Annotated in this window: 21 protein-coding genes and 1 pseudogene; 12 read left to right on the top strand and 10 right to left on the bottom strand. The window is 57.0% G+C overall.

Translation table 11 applies throughout. The features are described from left to right. Positions 1 to 9: 9 nt before the first annotated feature. The 3 genes from BTHE68_RS31840 to BTHE68_RS31830 all read right to left on the bottom strand — a co-directional run bounded on the left by BTHE68_RS31840 (position 10) and on the right by BTHE68_RS31830 (position 2359). Entirely contained in the window at positions 10 to 765 is a 756-nt protein-coding gene (locus tag BTHE68_RS31840) for a flavin reductase family protein (protein WP_232078316.1), read from the bottom strand. 9 nt (positions 766 to 774) lie between these two features. Next, positions 775 to 1248 (bottom strand): low affinity iron permease family protein, encoded by a 474-nt coding sequence (locus BTHE68_RS31835; protein WP_162070259.1) that lies wholly within the window; start codon positions 1246 to 1248, stop codon positions 775 to 777. Between the two features lie 280 nt (positions 1249 to 1528). After that, the gene (locus tag BTHE68_RS31830) at positions 1529 to 2359 is read right to left on the bottom strand and encodes a CHAD domain-containing protein (protein ID WP_162070258.1); all 831 of its coding nucleotides are present in this window, start codon (positions 2357 to 2359) and stop codon (positions 1529 to 1531) included. Between the two features lie 153 nt (positions 2360 to 2512). Between BTHE68_RS31830 and BTHE68_RS31825 the strand changes: the two genes are divergently transcribed. The 4 genes from BTHE68_RS31825 to BTHE68_RS31810 all read left to right on the top strand — a co-directional run bounded on the left by BTHE68_RS31825 (position 2513) and on the right by BTHE68_RS31810 (position 7275). Then, the gene (locus BTHE68_RS31825; protein ID WP_162070257.1) at positions 2513 to 3172 is read left to right on the top strand and encodes a ParB/Srx family N-terminal domain-containing protein; all 660 of its coding nucleotides are present in this window, start codon (positions 2513 to 2515) and stop codon (positions 3170 to 3172) included. 509 nt (positions 3173 to 3681) lie between these two features. Further along, positions 3682 to 3954, top strand: coding sequence for a hypothetical protein (locus BTHE68_RS31820; protein WP_162070256.1), 273 nt, complete (start codon positions 3682 to 3684; stop codon positions 3952 to 3954). A 772-nt stretch (positions 3955 to 4726) separates the two neighbouring features. Beyond that, the gene (locus BTHE68_RS31815; RefSeq protein ID WP_162070255.1) at positions 4727 to 5863 is read left to right on the top strand and encodes a glutathione-independent formaldehyde dehydrogenase; all 1137 of its coding nucleotides are present in this window, start codon (positions 4727 to 4729) and stop codon (positions 5861 to 5863) included. 161 nt (positions 5864 to 6024) lie between these two features. Continuing rightward, positions 6025 to 7275 carry a phosphatidylserine decarboxylase family protein gene (locus tag BTHE68_RS31810; RefSeq protein WP_162070254.1) on the top strand — a complete coding sequence of 417 codons (1251 nt, stop codon included), beginning with the start codon at positions 6025 to 6027 and terminating at the stop codon, positions 7273 to 7275. A gap of 135 nt (positions 7276 to 7410) precedes the next feature. Here BTHE68_RS31810 and BTHE68_RS31805 read toward each other — a convergent pair whose 3' ends face one another. From BTHE68_RS31805 to BTHE68_RS31790, 4 genes are all read right to left on the bottom strand, one after another. Further along, positions 7411 to 7692 (bottom strand): RNA chaperone Hfq, encoded by a 282-nt coding sequence (locus BTHE68_RS31805; protein WP_162070253.1) that lies wholly within the window; start codon positions 7690 to 7692, stop codon positions 7411 to 7413. Between the two features lie 138 nt (positions 7693 to 7830). Then, positions 7831 to 8199 (bottom strand): response regulator, encoded by a 369-nt coding sequence (locus BTHE68_RS31800; protein ID WP_162070252.1) that lies wholly within the window; start codon positions 8197 to 8199, stop codon positions 7831 to 7833. A gap of 103 nt (positions 8200 to 8302) precedes the next feature. Then, the gene (locus BTHE68_RS31795; RefSeq protein WP_162070251.1) at positions 8303 to 8656 is read right to left on the bottom strand and encodes a response regulator; all 354 of its coding nucleotides are present in this window, start codon (positions 8654 to 8656) and stop codon (positions 8303 to 8305) included. Between the two features lie 189 nt (positions 8657 to 8845). Further along, complete coding sequence (locus BTHE68_RS31790) at positions 8846 to 10129, bottom strand: GAF domain-containing sensor histidine kinase (protein WP_174258137.1); 1284 nt, start codon at positions 10127 to 10129, stop codon at positions 8846 to 8848. 408 nt (positions 10130 to 10537) lie between these two features. Here BTHE68_RS31790 and BTHE68_RS31785 point away from each other — a divergent pair, with 408 nt between their 5' ends. Further along, positions 10538 to 10834, top strand: coding sequence for a DUF6723 family protein (locus tag BTHE68_RS31785; protein ID WP_174258136.1), 297 nt, complete (start codon positions 10538 to 10540; stop codon positions 10832 to 10834). A 139-nt stretch (positions 10835 to 10973) separates the two neighbouring features. Continuing rightward, positions 10974 to 11177, top strand: coding sequence for a cold-shock protein (locus BTHE68_RS31780; RefSeq protein WP_162070250.1), 204 nt, complete (start codon positions 10974 to 10976; stop codon positions 11175 to 11177). Positions 11178 to 11781: 604 nt separating this feature from the next. Here BTHE68_RS31780 and BTHE68_RS31775 read toward each other — a convergent pair. Next, positions 11782 to 13267: pseudogene (locus tag BTHE68_RS31775) on the bottom strand (DUF1254 domain-containing protein). Between the two features lie 198 nt (positions 13268 to 13465). On the opposite strand from BTHE68_RS31775, the gene BTHE68_RS31770 reads away from it, so the two are divergent. After that, positions 13466 to 13726 carry a PepSY domain-containing protein gene (locus BTHE68_RS31770; protein ID WP_162070249.1) on the top strand — a complete coding sequence of 87 codons (261 nt, stop codon included), beginning with the start codon at positions 13466 to 13468 and terminating at the stop codon, positions 13724 to 13726. Positions 13727 to 13786: 60 nt separating this feature from the next. Here the strand turns inward: BTHE68_RS31770 and BTHE68_RS31765 are convergent, their stop codons facing one another. Together BTHE68_RS31765 and BTHE68_RS31760 are read right to left on the bottom strand one after the other, a co-directional pair. Then, positions 13787 to 14038: a hypothetical protein gene (locus tag BTHE68_RS31765; RefSeq protein ID WP_162070248.1), complete on the bottom strand. Its 252-nt coding sequence runs from the start codon at positions 14036 to 14038 to the stop codon at positions 13787 to 13789. 23 nt (positions 14039 to 14061) lie between these two features. Then, positions 14062 to 14841 carry a hypothetical protein gene (locus BTHE68_RS31760; protein WP_162070247.1) on the bottom strand — a complete coding sequence of 260 codons (780 nt, stop codon included), beginning with the start codon at positions 14839 to 14841 and terminating at the stop codon, positions 14062 to 14064. A gap of 878 nt (positions 14842 to 15719) precedes the next feature. Here BTHE68_RS31760 and BTHE68_RS31755 point away from each other — a divergent pair. The 5 genes from BTHE68_RS31755 (at position 15720) to BTHE68_RS31735 (ending at position 20792) form a co-directional block, all read left to right on the top strand. After that, positions 15720 to 16031 (top strand): hypothetical protein, encoded by a 312-nt coding sequence (locus BTHE68_RS31755; RefSeq protein ID WP_162070246.1) that lies wholly within the window; start codon positions 15720 to 15722, stop codon positions 16029 to 16031. 79 nt (positions 16032 to 16110) lie between these two features. After that, entirely contained in the window at positions 16111 to 17016 is a 906-nt protein-coding gene (locus tag BTHE68_RS31750; RefSeq protein ID WP_162070245.1) for a LysR family transcriptional regulator, read from the top strand. A gap of 124 nt (positions 17017 to 17140) precedes the next feature. Beyond that, on the top strand, positions 17141 to 18220 hold the full coding sequence (locus BTHE68_RS31745) for an isocitrate/isopropylmalate dehydrogenase family protein (protein ID WP_162070244.1): 1080 nt from the start codon (positions 17141 to 17143) through the stop codon (positions 18218 to 18220). Positions 18221 to 18231: 11 nt separating this feature from the next. Continuing rightward, a complete protein-coding gene (locus BTHE68_RS31740; RefSeq protein ID WP_162070243.1) occupies positions 18232 to 19158 on the top strand; it encodes a ketopantoate reductase family protein in 927 nt (308 codons plus the stop codon). A gap of 311 nt (positions 19159 to 19469) precedes the next feature. After that, positions 19470 to 20792, top strand: a complete 1323-nt coding sequence (locus BTHE68_RS31735) for an MFS transporter (RefSeq protein WP_502710622.1) — start codon at positions 19470 to 19472, stop codon at positions 20790 to 20792. The last annotated feature ends 14 nt before the right edge of the window (positions 20793 to 20806 follow it).

The following is a 20806-nucleotide window of genomic DNA, read 5'->3' as shown; positions in this document are numbered from 1 at the left end:
GAAATCGCTTTACGCCCGAAAGGTTTTGCACAACTCGCGCTCCGCGAGCCGAAAGTAATGGCGAAAGTTATAGACAAGGGGCGACCATTTCTCGGCGTCGATGTGGTTGTCGTTCTTGACGAAGTCCTCATCAGCGTGGACGCGCATGATTTCTACCTCTGCGGCGACGCCGCCGCCAAGCTTCTCGAGCTTCTCCCCGCCCATCTTGTGAATATGACGTACACGGGCTTCCATTTGAACCGGGCATTCGGCGACTCTGAAGGGCTTGACGCTATCGCTCGCCAATTGTGTAAATCCCGCTTCTTCGAACTTGCATTTCTCAAACCGAAATTGCTTCGCCTTCAATTCCGGCACTGGGTTTTTGCCAGTTAGCGGTGCCAGTTTCTCTACCTGCTGCCACATTTCTGGAGAGGGAAGATTGATGACCCATTCTGGGTTGCGTTCGAAATTTTCCGCGGTTTTTGTCTCATCGAGCAGCCCGAGAACCAAAGTCCACCCTAAGGCCCAGAACGATGACATCGGAGCCAGGTTGGTCGTTGCGTCCTCATTGAGTGAGCTGATAAGGGCGACTGGCGTGCCGAAATAAAGAATTTTTGGTTCAATGGTGCGAAAGATTCTTTGAGTCACGGAAACCTCCTTGGCATTTTTGAAGCTCGGATTTGCGACATGAGAAAATCGTAAAACCTGATGCTTTGCCATTCTGCCGAACTGGCAGGACGGACGTTTCAGCGTGTTCTGAAACGTCCATCGGTCTTCTAACTTCAAGTCGGGTCCTCAGGCTGGTAACTCATCGCTGCCGTCCGATTCCCTCATCGACAAGCGAAGGTAAGCTGCGGCGAGTCGGCGCAATTCTTCCTCGGAAGCGTCTTCAATGCCAATCAACTGATTACTTGCCGTGCGATGAGATGAAAGTAGCTCGTTCAGCTTTAGGTGAAGCGCGACGCTATCCTTGTTCTGACTCTGTTGAATTAGAAAAACCATCAGGAAGGTAACGATTGTGGTTCCTGTATTTATGACCAGTTGCCAACCGTCAGAGTAATGAAAAATCGGACCGGTCACGACCCAACCGGCTACCGTGAATACAGCTAGGCAAAAGGCTGCTGGCGAACCGGCCCAGCGGGTGACTAGGCTGGCAAACTTGTCAAACGCGCGGGTCAAAGGGTGCCGACTTGCATAAGCCGGGCTGGACGTGTCTGGAACGGTGTCGAGTTCGTCAGTAGACGAGTGCGACAAGTTTGGTTTGTTCATTGTCGGCTCCAGGATGGTTAGGCTAACAATGAGGCAACCGGCATGCCAGTCGGTCAGTCGTAAGGGAGGTGCATGCTCGACCGGGGAGGAGTCGTCGATTTTTGAGAATTGAAAACGACGGGGATTTCGTTAGCTAATACGACTGCCGCCGGGCCGGAAATACGCCGGTTTCTCGTGCCGGGACAGTAGTCCCGCGCGACGCTCGTCGGAGCCACCGCCATTGGTAAGTGCACCATCCGTGAGTAGGCGTGCCCGGCGAGCGGGATACGAACGAGGACGCCTACAAGAGCTTCGACGCCGCCTTAAGGCGACGCTTCTGTTTCTTCTTGAGCAGCCGAAGTGCTGCGTCAACGCTCGCTCCCTCGGGCAGCGAACCTTGATTTGCAGTAAGCAGGTCCCGGCTGGCAACAACGTCATTTAATCCACCGAAGCGCTTCTGCAGTTGCTTTAACTCCTTCAGACTCTTGCGCTGGCGCTTCTGCAAAAGCGGTTCGAAGAATTCGATGAGGTAGCGGACCTTCTTCCCTGCTTTGCGTACATTGTGATACGAGTTGTAATCCGAGCTGCCTACTTTCGAAGCATGCTGCATACGCTTCTTTAGTTCCTTTTGCGCCGCTGACACCCGCTTCCGCGCAAACTTGCTCAAAGGCGTGCGTTCAGATGAAGTGTTCAACTCACGATTCGCTTCGCGAATGGCCTCGCGCAGCAGTTTGCGTAGGTCCGTGTTCATCAGTGTCTGTCGACTCTTGTCAGCGGTGTCATCTCTATTTTGTTTGCATGCGCTTAATAGTTTTTCATCGCTCTTTTCCTCGACAAGACCAATCAAGATGTCCCAATCGCGTGTGTTTCCGGCCGCGCTCGCGAGAAATTTCAAGAGTGCACGCTGTTCGTTGTCGAACTCCTCGTCAAGTATCGGTCGGTATGCCCACAACAGAGTTCGGAGCCGGCGCAACGCGACGCGTAACTTGTGTAGTTTCTCGGCATCGGCCGTGTCTTTGAGAGCCGAGGCTTCCTCGATGGCTTCGCTCACGAGCGGGTCAGCATACGTTGCGAAGTTTGCTTCTGCGATTGATTCGCGCTGCACTGCGGGGTTAGTGTCGTCGGTCGTCACGGCAACGCTCCTTATCTTGGTGGTTTCATCCCTAAGGCAAGATGCATACCTTTGAAAGCTTGCGGCTTTTCACCAATCGGGTGTGATGTTTGCTCTTTGTAATTTGAAGTTTGGCCAAGCTTTGATAGCGCGTCGACCAGAAAGGAGGCGCACATGGAAGGCGAATCGGAATCAGAGAGCGACCTCCGCCCCGGCAACGATGCTGCACCTGAATGGGCGCAATGGTCTCTGCTTCGCCCGACTCAAGGCGCAGTTGGGCAAGTCCAGGTATTGGCAAAGCGAGCCAGATACCTCGAGTTGAGTCCCGCAAAAAGGCGGTCGTTCGTTGAGCAGCAGGCGATTAAAGTGGTGCGAGGCCCGTCAGGCGATTTGCACATCGTCGACCACCATCATTGGTCGCGCGCCTGGTTCGATATGGGACTGCCCGAGGCGCCTGTTCAAATCGCTGAGGATTTCAGCAGTCTGTCGCGGGCCCAGTTCCTTGAGGAGATGGCGCGCCGTGGCTGGCTTCATCCGTTCGACCACTGCGGTCGCGAAATATCGGTAGACCAGCTACCCAGGTCGGTCCCGGAACTTCCAGACGACGTGTATCAAAGCATCGCTGCGTTTTTGCGCATTGCTGGGGTCTACGACAACCCTGGCGAATTCAATGCAAAATTTGCGTGGGCGGACTTTATGCGGCGACGCGTCTCCCTTCGCCCATCGACCGTCGAAGGGTTCGCTTTGATGCTTGCGGAAGCGTTCGCGGCGTCCCGGTTGCCCGGAGCGGCCGAACTGCCGGGTTTTACCAAGGGTGCTCACGGACATGATTAAACGATACGAACTTGAAGTGTTGAATGAGGACATTGGACTTGTCGACCGGACAAGCAGCGGGTCTATCAACATGACAACCAAAACCGGTGAGAATGGTTTTCAAATCAGCGTTCTCGAGACGACTGAAGAGGGGCTTGCGGCACGATGGGCGCATGTTCTCGATGGCCACGACAAAGCCTAAGCCTATGTTGCGCGGATTGTCGATGGTAACGACGTTGTCTCCGAGCGTTGCGTGGGCGAGCCGAGCTGGCGACGACGGTAGTCGCCGAGTTCAAGCGTGCTGAACGCGCCGGTGCGCGTGTGGTTCCCGCTTGGACCCCTCGAGCCAGCGCAGACGCCGTGCGCGGCAACCAACCAACACTTTCCACCGCGAAGACGAAAGCCGACGGGAAGCTGTAGCAACGCTGCTGGCCGAGGCCGACCTATCATCGACTTGCCGTTCGATGGTAGCTGGGCCCACCTACGTAATGTGAAAGACAACGTCGAATACTTTGCTAGCAGAGACAGACATGACCAACCGAACTAACCTCACCTTTACGAGCCCGGTGTTCTCACCCTATGACGGTGTACTTTTCTCGGCATACGGCGTTGGAAAAGGCTACAACGCTTTCACCCTTTCCATCGAAGCTGCGTGCGAGAAGCTCGGTGCGAGTGACCCGCAGAGTCATCAGGTGTTGCTGGCGTTCAAGCTCAACCATCAGCGTATTGCCCGCGCAATCGATGCAAAAGTGTTACCTGGAAAAGGGCAACGCGTCGTCCTGCGTCCCAGCGATTTTGCTTAAGGCTACGGTTGCGCGAGCGAATGAGCATTCTCGACACCCCGCTCGGAAGTCGTTGATTGCCGCCGGCGAGCACATCGTCTCACTGGTGACAGCGAGCGAAAGGCCGTGAGGCGCAAAACAAAGTTCGCGCCTCTCCAATCCGACTTCTTTTGCCCTCGATGGACCCAGAAAACTACAACGGGTATCAAATCTGGGGCCATGCCATTGCCCAGGAAGGACGTTTCGCTGTGAGCGGCACCGTAACGGCCATAGTCAAACTGGTCGACGGCTCCGGCGTGCTTTTGCCTTGCGATACCGAAGAGGAAGCGCGTGCCGTGGGCCTAGCTTGGGCGCGTGCCTGGGTTGACAGTCATGGCAAGTGAGGTTTCGAGCCATCGATATTTGTTCTTCATCTCCATCGAAGACCGCGCTGGAGAGAGGCGCGGTCCCAGCATTTCACTGTAGCCCTCGTTCCGGTTCTAACCCAGTGCACCGTTTTGCGCGATGCTGCCGCTCCAGTCGGACGTTCGGGGGGAGCGCTTGGAGGCGCTTCCTCTACGGGACAATCGTCGAGCTCACGTTTGCGGTCTTGACTCGAAAGCATGTGCCGCACCCTTCTGAGAATGCGCACGCTGGTTTCAAGATGTCGCTCCGGGGCGCGGGTTTCCAAAATCAACGAGCGATGGAACAGGGGTTCGCTGAACGAGTCGACACGCTGAGGCATGCGAGATGCTGAATTCGTGGCCATGCTGGTCCATTGGACAGCCCTTGCCATCCTCTCCAGGAGACATCAATGAAAGCGCTTGTTTATGAAGGTCCGCGTAAGGTGGTTGTGAAGGACATGCCCGATGCAAAAATCGAGAAGCCCACTGATGTGCTCGTCAAAATCACCACGACGAACATTTGTGGCTCCGACCTGCATATGTACGAAGGGCGCACAAACATGGAGACAGGCCGGATTCTGGGCCACGAGAATTTGGGCGTCGTCGCTGAAGTAGGAGGCGGGGTTGAGCGAATCAAGGTCGGCGACCGTGTGTGCCTGCCGTTCAACATCGGTTGCGGATTCTGCAAGAACTGCGAGAAGGGGCTAACGGGATTCTGCCTGACGACTAACCCCGGGGTGGCTGGCGCAGCTTATGGCTTCGCTGGGATGGGCCCGTACAGCGGCGGACAGGCCGAATATCTCCGTGTTCCGTTCGGTGACTTCAATTGCCTTCTTTTGCCGCCCGACGCTGAAGAGAAAGAGAACGACTACGTGATGCTTTCGGACATCTTTCCGACCGGCTACCACGCGACCGTGCTTGCCGGTGTCGAGCCCGGTGACAGTGTCGTCATTTACGGGGCGGGTCCTGTCGGCTTGATGGCGGCGCTTTCGGCTTCGATAAAAGGAGCGAGCAAGGTGATGGTCGTCGATAACCACGCAGACCGCCTGGCACTCGCCGAGAAGCTTGGAGCGATTCCGATTGACGACAGCGACGGCTCGTCGGTCGACCAGGTCATGAAGCTTACCGGCGGTGAAGGGGCAGACCGGGGGTGCGAATGCGTCGGATACCAATGCAGCTGTAAGGGACACGAGGTTCCAAACGCGACAATAAATAACCTGATTCAGGCCGTTCGACCGACCGGTGGAATTGGGGTAGTGGGTGTCTTCGTCGCCGAGGACCCCAAAGCCGAAGATTCTCTCGCGAAGAAAGGTCAGCTCGCACTCGACTTTGGTCAACTCTGGATGAAGGGGCAGCATATTGCGACTGGTCAGGCTAATGTGAAGGCATACAACCGAAAGTTGCGAGACCTTATCGCCGCCGGGAAAGCGAAGCCTTCGGTAATCATCTCGCACCAATTGCCACTCGAGCAGGCACCGGAAGGCTACGCGCATTTCGACGCCAGGGATGATGGCTGGACGAAGGTAGTGCTAAAGACGGCGGCATAAGCGCTTCGCACCGACGTAGGTAATTGTGAGGCTCCCGGGAACCGGGGCCTCCCCCCGTCGCTCGGACGCGTTGGGACCCCCTCAAGGACGAGTGAGTTGCCGACCGTCAGCGCGGCTCTTCGAAAAATTTTGCAACCGTGGAAAAAACGAAGGAGATGCTCATGGTGAGGGAGCTGAAGAATCCCCTTGAGGAACGCCGTCGCCTCGGCGGTTGGTTGCCACGGAAAGAGGCCGAGCTCGTTGAATTTCGAAAGGACTTGGCGAGAAAGGCGCAAGAGCGAGCGGGCCAAGCTCCTCGTGTTACCGCCGTAGAGGAGCTTGCGACACTAATCAACGGCGACCCGGTTTTGCGAATGGACCTGACCCGCGCCATCGTCGACGCCTCAGAAGCGGGATACGAGCTTGGCTACGCCACCATCGAAGAACTGATGGACATTGTCGACTACTTGATGACATATGCTCCTCGGTTTAGCGAAGCGAGCTTGATTCACTGCCCGCTGAACGCTGTACTCGATTGGCCGATGTGCATGCCTTCTGGATACGCCCTCTTCCGCGACCCAGCACTCAACGCTCAACTCAAGAATGTGCTGAACACGTGGTGCGGTTTCCTAAGTGGACCTCATTCACGCAAACATCTGAATACGTCTGCGCCGGAAGGATGGTTCTGTCCTGAGGCCCAGAAGCAACTCGGCACCTCGCAGTTCGAATGTGACCCAGGAAAGCCATACTGGGGATTTTCGTCATGGAATAGCTTCTTCACTCGTCACTTTCGAGCTGACGTCCGACCTGTCGCCGGGCCTGAAGACCCGAAAGTCATCGTTTCCGCCTGCGAAGCCTCTCCCTACAACATCCAGCATGACATCAAGCTTCAGGACGAGTTCTGGGTCAAGTCTCAACTCTATTCTTTGCGCGAGATGTTTACAGCGAAGGAGCAGCAGTTGGCGGAGCAATTTGTTGGTGGAAGCGTGTATCAAGCCTTCCTTAGCGCGTTCTACTATCATCGCTGGCACGCGCCGGTGAGCGGCCGAATAGTGAAGGCCTATCAAGTCGACGGCAGTTACTTCTCTGATGCCGAGTCCGAAGGAATTGACCCAGGTGGGCTCAACGATTCGCAGGGTTATACGACTGCGGTCGCGGCCCGGGCGGTCGTTGTCATTGATTGCGATGACCCGGCCATCGGGATGGTCGGCTGCATCTTTGTTGGGATGGCGGACGTATCGTCGTGTGTCATCGAGGCACTTCCCGGGCAGCAAGTTTCGAAGGGCGACGGACTCGGATACTTCCAGTACGGAGGTTCGACATACTGCCTCGTCTTTCGACCCAATGTCGTACAGTCTTTTGTTCCGAGTCCACCGTTCGATGACCGAGCGCCACCGCTGAAAGTCAACGCTCATCTTGCCACGGCGCGATAGTTACGCTTTGCGGAGCCCTTGGAGGGGCGCTTCACCTTCCTCTAGGCGAACTAGCGGCAAACGCTGCGAGCAGCGCATCGTCGACCGGCTCGGACGGTGCCTTTCCGGTCGACGTGAGGGCTAGTACATGAAATGTCACCGATGACGAAACGTACGCGGTCGACGCTCCGAACGAGCTGGCCGGTCCTCGTCCGCCGGCTTTGGGACAGAGGCATATTGGGTGATGACCGTAGCGACCGCGCTTTTGAATATCGTCTGAGTGACAGCCGGCGACCGAAGGGAAATGACATATTTATCGAACGACCCGATGACCCCGGACAGCTTGATGCCGCTGACCAGAAACACCCATACGGGTTTCTGTTCATCGACCAGCGCGCGAAGGAAATCGAACTGGATGTCCGAATTTGGTTGGTTCACGGTGGCCTCCAGTAACGTCAAGACTCAGGAATCGCCCCGTGCGGTTTTCGTGGCGGACTGCTCGACGGCCAGAGCGTGCGCGAACCGTTAGATTCAAACGAGCAATCTCGATTTCAGGAAGTGTAGTCGTCAGCTAACTCATCCGCCGCCGAGTCGAATCACCGGAAAGCTCTCAATCACTGTGGTCAGTTGATGAAAATCGACGGGCTTCGAAAGAAAAGCGTTCCAAAGCGCGGGTTCATCCATCGGCGGTTGGCCGCCAGAGATGAGGATTACGGGAATGGCGCAGAGCGCGGGGGAGCACTTGAGTCGCTCGCACAGGCGAATGCCATCGAGCTCGGGCATTTCGTAGTCTGTGACGATTATGTCGGGTACATGCTTCCCCGCCAGAGAAAGCGCAGTCCTTCCGTGCTCAGCAGCGAACACCGTGAACCCGTGGGCTTCGAACACGAAACGAAGGGCCAGTAGAGAATCGACGTCATCGTCGACGAGTAAAACCGAATGCATTGCCTGCGCCTACCACGTACGTTTCATCTTGTGATAGCGCAACGACTGTGCCGCGGCGTAGGCCTTAACCAATCTCGCTGATGCTGTCTGCGGCGCCAGCCCTTTACGGTCGATGCAGGGCGAGTTGTCGCTGAAGTTCGTCGATGGTAATGGGCTTGAGCAAACAGTCGTCAAACATTTCCATTCTGACGGAGCCGCGCACGTCGTCGTGGCCGGTAACAGCAACGAGTCGCGCGGCGCCGGACGTTCCGTTTCTAATCTGGCCACCCACGTCTCGTCCGTCGGCATCGGGCAGAGTTACGTCGAGGAAAACAAGGTCGAAGACTTCGTCGGAGGTCAACTTGAGCGCCGTCGCGCCGTCATAAGCGACGGCGGGGCGGTGTCCCAAGGCCAGGGCGATGTCAAAAAATGAGTCAGCAGTCTCTCGATGGTCATCAACAAAGAGAACTTTGGTCATCGGGTCTCTCACGAAAGTGGGCTCTGCGCCGGTGCGCCTATTATGGGCGTTTGTGATTGATTCGATTCCTTTGACCTCGATGATGTGCAGTCGGCGATGCTGGAACGCAATGAACAGGTGAGTCTCGTCTGGACGAAGAATGGCGCGACCCGCTGACGAATGTGCTCGGCTCGCGTTTCGGTTGAAATTTCAGCGCTGCCGATTCGATGACGCAGGGGCCGACGGGATTCGAACAGTGAAGCGGGTTCCATTCTCCTTTGAGGAGTAGGCGCAAATGGTTCCGCTGTGCGCCCGGACTACCTGCTGGCATATGTACAGTCCGAGACCAAGTCCTTCTTGGTTAGTCGTTTTTCCTGAGGGCCGCCAGTATGGCTGAAAGACCTTTGAGAGCGCCTCTGGCGGAATGACGTCGCCTCGATTTGCGACCTCGATGACTAGATATGATTCGTCGGCGACGACTGAAACGGAGATGGGCGCCTCGCTAGAGCCATGGGTCACAGCGTTGACGAGGAGGTTCGCCAAAAGCTGCTGTAGACGCGCGGCGTCGCAATGGACGTCCCGGCCGATTGCCATCGTGGCCTCAAATACCCGTCCCTCGTTCGCTCGCGCTATCTCTTGGACGACGGTCTCAAGATGCGTCGAAAGATTTCCGACGCATTCGATGCGTGCCGGGATGCCGTTTCCCAGCCGACCCCGAGCGAAATCCATGATGTCATCGATAAGCCGCGACATGCGAGTGACGCTCGACTTGATGAGCTTGCTCACCGCGAGCACTTCGGGTGTCGCCGGACGGACGTGTAGATATTCTGCCCCCGAGCTTATAGCTGCGAGCGGAGAGCGGAGGTCATGACCAAGCACGGCGATGAATTCTTCTCGGAGCTTGGCCGTTTCGCGCTCATCCATCAAGAGACTTTCGGCTTTTGACTGTCGCTTTTCGCCGTCCAACTGCATCGCGATGAGTTTTGCGAACACCTCAAACATCCGGACAACACGGGGTTCAGAGACCTTCATTGGGCGGCCGTCTATCGCGCACAGGTTTCCAAAATATTCGCCATCTGGCAGCACGATGGGGACCGAAATGTAGCTGCGCAGTTTGTAGATGGCAGGCGTGTGATGGTTTCGGTAGGTAGCGTCCGTTTGGAAGTCGTCAACAATGATGGGCGCGCGAGCACAACGGGACTCGTGACAGAGCGTTGTGTGCAAATCCAATTGGCCGCCAGGCAGCAGGCCAAAATTGACGTTATCCTTGACCGCGCATGCTGTCCATGATGTGTCACTGACTCGCGCTACGGCTGCGAACCCCATCCCCGACTCGCTACAAATCATATCTAGCATCGACGGTACGGCGGAGATTTGTGATATAGCTCCGACATCACGCAATATCAGCTCTCGTGTCTCGAAGGCCGGCGTCGAGGCAGACACGGAGGGTTGCACAGGGCGAGGTTCGGCTGAAGCAGTTGTTTCAGATTTCATCTGATGTTCCTTGCCCCCGTTCCCGAATCATGGGCGGTTTGCGTACAGTCCAAGAGCAGGTCAATAAGAGGTTCGAGCATTAGTCCCTTCTGACAGTATCCGTCAAAGTCCGCCTCAGACGCCCTGGTTTTCACATACCTTTGGTCGTGTGCTGTCAGCGCAATGATTACGATGTCGGAAGTCTGGGCATTCGCTCTGAGAGTATTCGCCACCGCAAAACCGTCCATTCCACTGACAGAAAGCTCCGCTCACTGGTCCGAACCGGACGAGGACACAGGTATCGCGACGGTTCCCCACTACGAGCCATTTCCGGCGCTCTCGGTCACTATGGCGCATCATTTTGGCTAGATGCCGTCAGGTATGGGTATTGCTAAATGCATACACTCCCCCTATTACGGCGGTTCTGCCATGAAGAATTCGTCGTCTCGGCGGGCTAAGCTTGTTCTCTTTGTTAGCCGTCCTATTGTCAATCCGATAGCTGGCCAGACCGAAGATGACTATGCTGTCTACGCCTCCTACAGGCCACATCTCAGCGGATTCGTCGGCACGCTGAAGGTCGTGAGATTAACTGACTCCCGGCTGCTCTACCCGTTTGAAGGCGCCGACGAGATTGGGCCATTTCCAACACAGGCCGCGGCGAAAGCGGCGGCGGCTCAGCGCGGGAGCGATATTGTGCTGGGCGACCTGCGAACTCCGGAACTTTGAGACTTCGCATGCTCCTTGCGAGGACGAAGTTGCCGCAGAGTCGGTCGCGGCGTGATAGTGATTGATTCACCGGGTTGCGGGAGTAACCGCACCCCCAAATTGCCCCGACTCGGCGCTTAATCTTCTAGCGAGGTTAAAGATGGCAACCGGTACTGTGAAGTGGTTCAATGACGCGAAAGGGTTTGGCTTCATCAGCCCTGATGACGGGGGAGAGGACCTGTTCGCGCATTTCTCCGAAATCAAGGCGGAGGGGTTCAAGTCGCTGCAGGAAAACCAGAAGGTGACCTTCGACGTGAAAATGGGCCCAAAGGGCAAGCAAGCCTCGAATATCAAACCTGTTTAGACTGACGTTTTCGTCGGCGAAAAGGTACACAGCGTCAGTGTTTGCCACGTCCGGAGAGTCGCTCGCGAGCGGGCGGAAGCGCTTGCAAAATGCGAAGTGGGGTTTATACTGACTACGTCTCCTCCATGTCTCCACTGATATGGATTGTGCCCGCCGATGAGCGGGCATTTTTTCTGGAGGCGAGCCAAAACCTTCGCACGACGTTGACCCGCGCTTTTCGAGTATCCAGCAGTGTGCGCGACGAATCAGTTAGGCGCGAGGTGCCGACTGGAAGCAATGACGTCGAACGCCTGAGGCGCGACCAAGTGAACGGCAAGCAATGGGCTTCCGCTGGCAAGCGTCTGCATTCATCCAAGTAGGTTCCCGGTCAATGCCTCGTACAGGTCGGCTGATGTCGAGTTTGCGCACCCTCGTCTAGACGCAGCGACATTGCCCCTTCTTAACGCGACGTCTCCGTAAGCCTATGTCGACAAAGTGCCGCAGGCGTTAGAGCGAGCGTTTGGGTCCGAGCAATCGAGACACGAAATAAACGAAGCGACCCGTAACGTCATGCGCATATTGCTCATCGAAGGAGGGCCGACCTAGTGCAAAAAGTCGTCTTCGGCTACTTGGACCCCGGTGCGACGGAGAGAAGCTCGAAGTCGGGCAACTTGAACGACTTGTTCATGAACTCCTCTGTTGGCCCATAAATTCGCATCGTCGGTGCCGGGCGGCGTCCAGCTGTTGGAATCCAATTTGATTCAAGCCCTTTTGGCGCACGCGGTCCGACGTAGATAGTGACGCTGCCATCGGCATTCGGCTTCATCTTGTCCATGTCGTAAGAAGACAGCGTAGTTCGTCCGCTGTCGCTGTAGATGTAAGTCCATGTCGCGTGGTCATACTCCGTGATGGCCCAGAACTGCTTCGCTGGCATCTTGGCAGGAACTGTCAGCTTGTAGGTCTTCTTGGCGTCCATCAGTTTGCCGTGGTTGTCCGCAACCGCGACCATATACATCGTCGCCGGCGAGTCGCTCAATTTCTGAGGCATATAGATGCACCAGAAGAAGGCTCTTGCCCTTCCCACGTAGTCGACCCTGTCGTCGTAGGACGTAGTCAAACTGCTTCTTTTCATCTGGAAGCAGCAGCGAAACGTAGTGCCTGTCCGGCCAGTACAGGGCGTCTTTCGGAGGATGGTCAAAATACGCTTGCAGGCTAAACCAAGCATCGGCCGCCCCCTGTCGCATTGCTCGAGTGGTGTTGGCATCGGGCGCGAACGGCTTACCTTTTTGGATGCCGAGCGAAGCGAGCATGCCCATCATCGCCTTGTCTTCAGGTCTCACCGGCTCAACACTGATGATGTCCGCGAGGTCGCGAAAGAACTCTTCATCATAGTGAGGAAGCGTTGCGTAACGTCGCTGCATGGGGTCGACGAAGCGCTGTTCCGGCGGGTTCGCTGCTTCTGAAAGGTAGTACATCCGCAACTTATGCGAGAAGTTGAAGGCATCCTCGTTTGTTTTGCCTTGCTGGACGATTGAGCGAAAGCCCAAGCTAATGCGGAAGCTCGGCGATGCGACGTGAATGTAGCCTTCCGGAATCGGTCCGGTGTATCCGGGAGGAGTGAATAGATACTTGCCGCCTTTCCCTTGGTCAAATCCCGCGGGGCCAACATCGGCAATCGTGAATTGCCACGCGTCGACAACCTGACCATATAGCGTGCCGTCAGAGCCAGACGGAGGAATCTCCAACACTATCGGCCCTTTACGGAGGTCCGTGAACGCCGAAATGTAGGGCGTTGAGCTGTTGGCGGTAATGACTTCGAGGTTCGGCGTGGCAGGTTGCGAATACGCCAAGATGTCGTTGTCTTTGAGTCCAAGGTCTGCGAGCCCGGCCACCCGGAAGCGGTACACCTCTACGGCGGGCAGCGCCCAGTTGACGATTTCAAACGCACGTTGCCGCTTCGTCTGGTATTCGAGGTCGGGCGTGGCTCGACTGCCTGCAGGCGGCTGGCCGCCCTGAGGAGTCTTGCCATCCTGCGCGCATGCCGTGCCTGTCAAATGTAGGCTGCCGCAGACCAATGCCGTCGATAGAACGCGAGTCCACAAGCTCGTCATGGTTGTCGCCTCAATGGTTGCCGCTTTATCCGAAAGCGATTTCCGCCACAAATACTGCATAGGCCATTCGAGGTCAATATCGAGGGTAGAGCGCTCTCCGCGCTGCCCTAGTCTCGTTGTGGACCCTGAGTGTCAAAATTGCAGAGATAGCGAGGAACAAACGTTGCGGCCAAGCACAATTTCAATGCAGGAGAATCTATGATTACCAAGAAACTACGCACGGTTGTTGCGACGGCAATACTCGCGGGGGCGTGGGTAGCGCATGCCGACACGCCTGGGTCGGACTGGATGTCAAAGGAGCAAGCGATACAAAAGCTCGGCGAGCAAGGCTACTCGAATGCTTATCTGAAGGCGGACGACGGACACTGGGAAGGCGAAGCGACGAAGGGCGGGCGAATCTACGAACTGCATGTCGACTCGCATTCCGGCGAGATTACCAAGAGCGAGCCGAAGCACTGACAGCATGTAGGCCCACGCGCGCCGGAGGCGGATAAAATCTTCGTCACCATCTCTCCCGCGCTACGGTTTAAGGTCGGGCCACGCCTTTGCTTGGGCGAGCCGAGCTTCCTCCGAACCCTCCGGCGCCAGATAATCGTCGCAAACGGCGATAGCTCGCGTCACATCTATCGTTCCGGCATCGCTCCGGGCCGATAACTCGTTGCGCCACATCAGGACGTCATCACGCCCTCGGTGGTTCATCTCCCAAACCATCCAATCAAGTAGATGGACCAGCTCTTGGCTTGGAATTTTGGTCAGTTCGGCGTTGGTCATGACTTGTTCCTTCGTTGGCAGCGTTATGCGTTTCGGCTGCAAATCTCCGAAGCCGTATTTGCAATCATTCGTGTGCTCCATTGCACGAGCATCGACAGCACTAGCGCGATGCCGAAAGCAATACTAATGCCGTGGATGGGCAGCAGAACGGCGAGCGCCAGACAGAATGCGGCAAAAGAGAATCGGCCCAGTACCATGCCTCGCAGCAACGAAACAACAAATTCTGAACCGTGAGCACGGTGCGATGATACCGACAGGATGCTTCCGAGCAGTGGAAAGACCGCGAGCAAGCCACTCCACTTCGGCCCGACCGCGGCAGCTAGGTAGGTGACTACCAACGTGAGCAAAGCACCCAGGACCATCCGCATAGTCAAGTCTCGACGTCGAAGCGGTAGTCCCGGTGTCTCGACTGTGCTGCGCGGAAGAAATCGCTGACCGATTACGACCGCCGCAAACGCGACACCGATGCACCACGGCAGAGTAGCGGGCAATTTGGACAGCGCAGATGCGACTAAGAGCCAGCAGACAAGGGCTAGCGCAAAAGCCGTCGGCCATCTCGCTGTTCGGCACGCCCACGCGTAAGCGAAGTTGAACGCCTCAGAAGCGCAGATTGCCGACACAGAAACCATCGCCGCCTGCGCAGCAAATTCCGGCCCCTTCTCCATTGCAAGCAGAAAGAGTATCGGCCCGGCCACAACGGGAAAGCCGGCGAGCCATCCCGCCGCCTTGGGTCCCCACCATTTGCCCGACATCGAGATGAACCAGAGGAAAGCGGGGACTAGAGCGAGCTTCAGAACAAGCATGAAATGGCTCGTACGTTAAAGATGAATTTTATCGACTTCGACCAGAACCTTGCGCTCAACGAAATCGCGACGAGTGCGGTTGTCGGCACCGGCCGAATAGCTTGACAGTTGGATGGTCAAACTCAGACGAAGCGGGCGGTAGCCGTAGACGCGCGCTCGTATCGCCCTACTGCTGCTCAGCAAATATTTCGTCGAAATTCTCTCGCGTAGGCCGAGACTTTTCTCGAACTCCTGGGCCGCGGGCAAATCATGGCCCTGTCAGCGACGTATACATTGGGCAGCCTACCTATTTGGTCAGCTGCCGCATGGCTGGTCGGACATCAACGACGGCGGCTGTGGGATAACCGGTACCGTGGGATAGTCTTGAGACACCGGACAGGGTGGCGAAGTTAGCGCCCTGAGACGAACGGCTGACGGGCGGCGCTGGCTCCGAGGGGCATCTCATGATGCTATGGAACGTGTCTGAAGGCCTGGCTTAGGATAATGCTGGGCTCTTCTCCACCAAGGGGCATTCAAAAAACGAAATGTGTAAGCAGCACGGTTAACCTCGCAACCCACTTCCCAGGAAGAAGACGTGGTGCGACAGCCATAACTCTATGGGCAGTTGTCGGCCGCGTCGTGGCGCACTTCAGAGAAGGGGTGGCATCCTAGCGCGAACCTCTGGCCGATTAAAGTTCACGGTTCAACTGCCGTAATTCAGAACGCCTTCAACTTCAGAACAAGAAATGCGCGCTTCTATCTACTTGGCAGTTGCGGTATCGAGCTTGGTTCTCCTCTCCGGCTGCTCGACGACTCAGGATGTCACGACTGGACCACAGGTCAAGAGCGCGGCGTTGTCCACCGCTTGCTTCACGCCTCACGGAGGCAGAGCGTCGGATATGGATGCCGCCATTCAGCGAAATCTCGAAAGCCATGGCGTCGCTGTGTCGTTGACACCGACTTGCGACAAGGTCGACATGAACGTGACCTACACCGATGCCTGGGCTTGGGACCTTGTGATGTACCTGCGGTCAATGGACATTCGCTTCTACAAAGCCCCGGTGGGTGGCCTCATCGCGTCCGGGCACTGGAAGAACTCGATTCTGCATCAGTTTCCCAATGCGGACGGCGTCGTGCAGGACTTGATGGATGACATGTTCAAGCAGACGGGTGAGCCGGGCGCTCTCCGCACCACCGCAGCCGCCAACTGAACTCTAACCTGACGGCCGGTCGAGTATGGACGTCCCGGAGTATGAGCTATGCTCCGGGTATCCAAGTCCAGCGACCACTATGAAGCTCGACCCGGTTTCTCTGAATCTCTTCATCGCCGTCATTGAAGAAGGCAGCATCGCGGCTGCCGCTGAGCGTGAGCACATCGCTGCGCCTGCGATAAGTAAGCGAATCGCGGCATTGGAGGAGACGCTGCGCACCAAACTCCTGGAGCGCCACCACAAGGGCGTCGAGCCGACCGCTGCCGGGTACGCGTTGCTGAATCTCGCACGTCGTGCGGTCAACTATCTGGATGACATCCATACTGAGATGCTCGACTACGCGTCGGGGATACGTGGCCAAGTGCGAGTGTTCTCCAACATCTCCGCAATCACACAATTCCTGCCGGACGACCTTTCGACATTTCTCGCAGACCATCCAGCCGTCGAGATTCGACTGGAAGAGCGAAACAGTCTCGTGACCTTGAGGTCAGTGGCCGAGAACGCAGCTGATGTAGGGATTTTCACCGTCGACATTCACGGCGAGGACGTGGAAACGCTGCCGTACGAGGAAGACGAACTGAGCGTGGTCGTGCGTCGCGACCATCCTCTTGCGGACCGCAAAAGCGTTCGATTCGAGGAAACGCTTGCTTGGGATTTCGTTGGCCTCCGTACCGGGAGCGCAATAAACACGCAATTGACCCAGATTGCGAATCGGCTCCAGAAGGACTTCCGGTTGCGCATCCAGGTTACCGGATATGACGCGCTGTGTCTGATGGTCTCGTCTGGGCTTGGAATCGCCATTGCTCCGCGCAATCTGACGAAGCTTTTCGTCAAACGCCTTGGAATCACAGAGGTCTCGCTCGCCGAACCGTGGGCGAAGCGGCAACTGGGCATCGCTATCCGTAAGCGCGCGAGCCTCTCTCCGGCCGCCGAGAGTCTCGTCAATCACCTGCAGGCACGCGCAGCGGCGCGTCGAGGAAAGTGAGCGAGGCGGCCATAACGGTTCGTTACGGCTGCCTCGCCAATGAGTAATTCACGGAAGCCATTCGCTTCTTCATCATCTGTCCCATCGGTACCGCAACGGCGCCGGATTAAATCGGAGACACGTGATGACCAAATCCCACTATCAAATTGCGTTGCTGCCCGGCGACGGTATCGGTCCGGAAGTCGTGGATGCAGCAGTTCGGGTTCTGAACGCAGGCGTCGCTCGTGAAGGCGTAGAGCTGGAACTGAAGACCTTCGAGGCAGGCGCGGGACTGTACCAACGCACTGGCGAGTCGATGTCCGAGGCGGACGCGCAGGCCGTGGGTAAGGCCGATGCCGTGTTCCTCGGCGCGATGGGTCTCCCGACGGTGCGCAAGGCCGACGGTACCGAGATTGCGCCCCAAATCGACCTGCGTGAGCGCTATGGACTCTTTGCAAGCCTGCGTCCATGCGAACTGTTTCCCGGCGTGCCCACCCGCGTAAAGGCAGACAAGGTGAACATGCTGGTCATCCGCGAGACGACCGAAGGCTTGTTCGCCGGCCGGCACGACAAGCAGGAGCCGAATAACGACGCGGTTAGCGACCGCCTCACCATCACCCGCGCGACGAGCGAGAAGCTGTTCGAAGTCGCGTTCCAGCAAGCGAAGCAACGCCGCGCCACGCATGGCACGCCTGGTCACGTCACGCTTTTGGACAAATCCAACGTCCTGCGCAGCAATGCGTTTCTCCGCAAGATTTTCGACGAAGTTGCTGAACGGCACCCCGACGTCGAGACCGCTCGGCTTTACATCGATGCTGGCTCGATGATGTTCGTGACGAACCCGGAACGCTACGATGTCGTTGTCACCGAGAATGTCTTCGGCGACATCACTTCGGAAATCGCAGCCGGTGTCGTCGGTGGTCTCGGCGTGGCGCCGTCGGGCGACGTCAGCCTGAAGCATGGCATCTTCCAGCCGAGTCACGGCAGCGCTCCGGACATTGCCGGCAAGGGCGTAGCAAATCCGGTTGCGACCATTCTGTCGGCCGCCATGATGCTCGAGTGGCTCGCGCAACAGCATGAGGACGCACGTTGCACCGAGGTTGCGACCGCCATCCGCCGCGCCACTGCAGCCGTACTTCTCGACGGTCCGCGGACGCCGGACCTCGGTGGTAAGGGCACGACCGAAAGCGTCACCGACGCCGTCGTCGCCGCATTGAAGAACTGAGGAGCATCAAAATGGCAAAAGTAGCGATTGTCGGCTGCGGCGCTATGGGCTCCGTGTATGCGGGGCTCATGGTCAGCGCAGGACATGACGTACATGCGGTTTGCCTTTGGCCCGACCACGTGGCGGCAATGCAGGAAAAGGGATTGCGAGTCGAAGGCGCCAGCGGCGACCGAACAGTGCCGATTCACGCCAGCACGACGACAGACGGAATCGGTGCGTGTGACCTCGTCATCATCGCCACGAAGGCTTTTGATGTCGAAGCCGCCTCGCGAGCGTCGGAGCAGTTGCTCGGACCGAAGACCGTGGTTCAGACCATCCAGAATGGACTCGGCTCCGCGGATAAAGCGGCGGCTATTCTTGGAGCGAACCGCATAGCTGTTGGCGTTGTCGGCGGGTTCGGGGCGTCCATCCGCGCTCCCGGCCACGCGCACCACAACGGCATGGAGATGATTCGCTTCGGCGCGTATCAAGGCCTATTGACCGAAGACCTCGAAGCTTCTGCCGAGATTTGGCGGTCGGCAGGTTTCAAGGTAGCCATCTTCGAAGACTTGAACCAGATGGTCTGGGAGAAGTTGATTATGAACGTTGCGTTCTCGGGAACGACATGCGCAACGGGCCTGACCATCGGCGAAGTGATGTCAAACGCGGACGCATGGAGCGTCGCAAAAGGCGCAGCTGAAGAGGCCATCGCGGTAGCGAAAGCTGCTGGAATTCACCTCGACGTCGGCGACCCCATCGAGCACATCAAGAAGCTCGGCAGCAAGATTCCAAACGCTCGGCCCTCGATGCTGCTTGACTACAACCTCGGCCGGCGTGGTGAGGTGGATGCCATCAACGGTTCGATTTCGCGGGAGGGTCGTAAATACGGCATTCCCACGCCGGTGAACGACACCGTTGTGGCAATCATCAGGGCGAGAGAAGCCGGTTTTACGGAGTGATTCGGCGAGCACCTCCGTCGAATCACGGACTTCAACTGCCTATTTGAACTCAAGCGCACGCCTGGCACCGCTGGCGCGAGCGCTTGAGCTGCCGTAACAGAATATAAAGAGACCTGGAGACATCGATGAACTATCAACGCCTCTGAGCTCAGCTCCCGAGGAAAAGTTGCCACGCACTCAGCAAAAGAAGAAACGCGGGCATTCCGACCTCTCGAGACAAATCACCTGACCGGCAACACCTGCCGAAATCACATCAGCGTCGCCACGTTACCAACGTCGGCGCGTCCACCCTTTACCAGAGACAAAAGGGGATGTTCATGCAAACCAATAAAGCATTGGTTGGAGGCACGGAAATGCGCGATGCCGAATCAGCGCTCATGCTGAAGGTAAAGCTCCGCGTCATTCCGCTCATCATCGTCTGTTATTTGTTCGCCTGGTTCGACCGAATCAATATCAGCTTCGCAAAGTTCCATCTGCAAAAAGAGCTCGCTCTGAGCGATACCGCCTACGGATTGGGCGCAGCGCTGTTCGTCGTGGGTTACGTTGCTTGCGAAGTGCCAAGTAACCTCTTTCTGTACCGCGTCGGGCCGCGCAAATGGATTGCGCGCATCATGATTTCCTGGGGCATCGCGACCGCCTGTATGGTCTTCGTGAGAACGGAGTGGCAGTTCTACATTGCGCGCTTCATCATCGGTGCAATGGAGGCCGGCTTCGCTCCGGGTGTGCTGTACTACCTCTCGACTTGGTTTCCCGCCAAGCATCGTGGTCGCGTCAGCAGTCTCCTCTTTCTGGCGCTCGCCTTCTCGGGCATTCTGGGTGCGCCACTTTCCGGCTTCATCCTCGGCCACTTCGAGGGCGTCGGAGGGATGGCTGCGTGGCACTGGATTTTTCTCATCGGCGGACTTCCCTGTGTGCTTCTCGGCTTCGTTGTGTTCTGGCGCTTCGACGACAAGGTGGAGGACGCAAAGTGGCTCACAGCAGACGAGAAGCGACTTCTTCGGTCACAGCTGGACGTCGATGCGAAGAAGGCCGAGAGTCATTCGTTTCTCGGAGCATTGAAGTCGAAGGCTTTCTTGATTCTGGCGCTCGCATATTTCCTCGTCCAAATCGCGTCTTACGGCATGAACTTCTGGATGCCTCAGCTCATTCGGAGTTCCGGGCTGCGAGATTCGACGATGATTGGCTTGCTGACAGCGCTGCCTTATCTGTTTGGTGGAGTAGGCATGCTCGTGATGGGGCGGTTGGGCGACCGTACCGGCAATCGCCGCGTTGTATTTGCCAGTTGTATCCTTCTTACGGCTGTAGGCTTCCTCGGCGCTGGAATCTTCGCACACGACACTGTGCTGCTGACGGTTTCGCTGATTGTGCTTGGCACCGGAATGCTGACCACCATTCCGGCTTTTTGGACACTTCCACCTAAGGTCGTGACGGGAGTGGGCGCTGCGGGCGGCATCGCGCTCATCAACTCAATCGGTCAGTTGGGCGGTATCGTCAGCCCTGTGATGGTTGGACGTATCAGCGACTTGTCCGGAAGCACAACGCCAGCGTTGTACACGATTGTCGGGCTTTGTGTACTTTGTGCCGCCCTTGCCATCTGGGCCTTTCCTGCTCAGTTACGGGCGAAGGATGTCTGACAGCCAATGCACGA

It is taken from the genome of Burkholderia sp. THE68 (assembly GCF_009938265.1).
Classification (GTDB): domain Bacteria; phylum Pseudomonadota; class Gammaproteobacteria; order Burkholderiales; family Burkholderiaceae; genus Caballeronia.
This window is presented reverse-complemented; position numbering and strand designations above follow the sequence as displayed.

Coding starts and splice junctions, on each gene's coding strand:
- BTHE68_RS31750 (WP_162070245.1), top strand. CDS start 16,111: ATGAAGCTCGACCCGGTTTCTCTGAATCTCTTCATCGCCGTCATTGAA.
- BTHE68_RS31835 (WP_162070259.1), bottom strand. CDS start 1,248: ATGAACAAACCAAACTTGTCGCACTCGTCTACTGACGAACTCGACACC.
- BTHE68_RS31765 (WP_162070248.1), bottom strand. CDS start 14,038: ATGACCAACGCCGAACTGACCAAAATTCCAAGCCAAGAGCTGGTCCAT.
- BTHE68_RS31755 (WP_162070246.1), top strand. CDS start 15,720: ATGGATGCCGCCATTCAGCGAAATCTCGAAAGCCATGGCGTCGCTGTG.
- BTHE68_RS31825 (WP_162070257.1), top strand. CDS start 2,513: ATGGAAGGCGAATCGGAATCAGAGAGCGACCTCCGCCCCGGCAACGAT.
- BTHE68_RS31785 (WP_174258136.1), top strand. CDS start 10,538: ATGAAGAATTCGTCGTCTCGGCGGGCTAAGCTTGTTCTCTTTGTTAGC.
- BTHE68_RS31735 (WP_502710622.1), top strand. CDS start 19,470: ATGTTCATGCAAACCAATAAAGCATTGGTTGGAGGCACGGAAATGCGC.
- BTHE68_RS31780 (WP_162070250.1), top strand. CDS start 10,974: ATGGCAACCGGTACTGTGAAGTGGTTCAATGACGCGAAAGGGTTTGGC.
- BTHE68_RS31820 (WP_162070256.1), top strand. CDS start 3,682: ATGACCAACCGAACTAACCTCACCTTTACGAGCCCGGTGTTCTCACCC.
- BTHE68_RS31815 (WP_162070255.1), top strand. CDS start 4,727: ATGAAAGCGCTTGTTTATGAAGGTCCGCGTAAGGTGGTTGTGAAGGAC.
- BTHE68_RS31810 (WP_162070254.1), top strand. CDS start 6,025: ATGGTGAGGGAGCTGAAGAATCCCCTTGAGGAACGCCGTCGCCTCGGC.
- BTHE68_RS31770 (WP_162070249.1), top strand. CDS start 13,466: ATGATTACCAAGAAACTACGCACGGTTGTTGCGACGGCAATACTCGCG.
- BTHE68_RS31795 (WP_162070251.1), bottom strand. CDS start 8,656: ATGACCAAAGTTCTCTTTGTTGATGACCATCGAGAGACTGCTGACTCA.
- BTHE68_RS31800 (WP_162070252.1), bottom strand. CDS start 8,199: ATGCATTCGGTTTTACTCGTCGACGATGACGTCGATTCTCTACTGGCC.
- BTHE68_RS31790 (WP_174258137.1), bottom strand. CDS start 10,129: ATGAAATCTGAAACAACTGCTTCAGCCGAACCTCGCCCTGTGCAACCC.
- BTHE68_RS31745 (WP_162070244.1), top strand. CDS start 17,141: ATGACCAAATCCCACTATCAAATTGCGTTGCTGCCCGGCGACGGTATC.
- BTHE68_RS31740 (WP_162070243.1), top strand. CDS start 18,232: ATGGCAAAAGTAGCGATTGTCGGCTGCGGCGCTATGGGCTCCGTGTAT.
- BTHE68_RS31760 (WP_162070247.1), bottom strand. CDS start 14,841: ATGCTTGTTCTGAAGCTCGCTCTAGTCCCCGCTTTCCTCTGGTTCATC.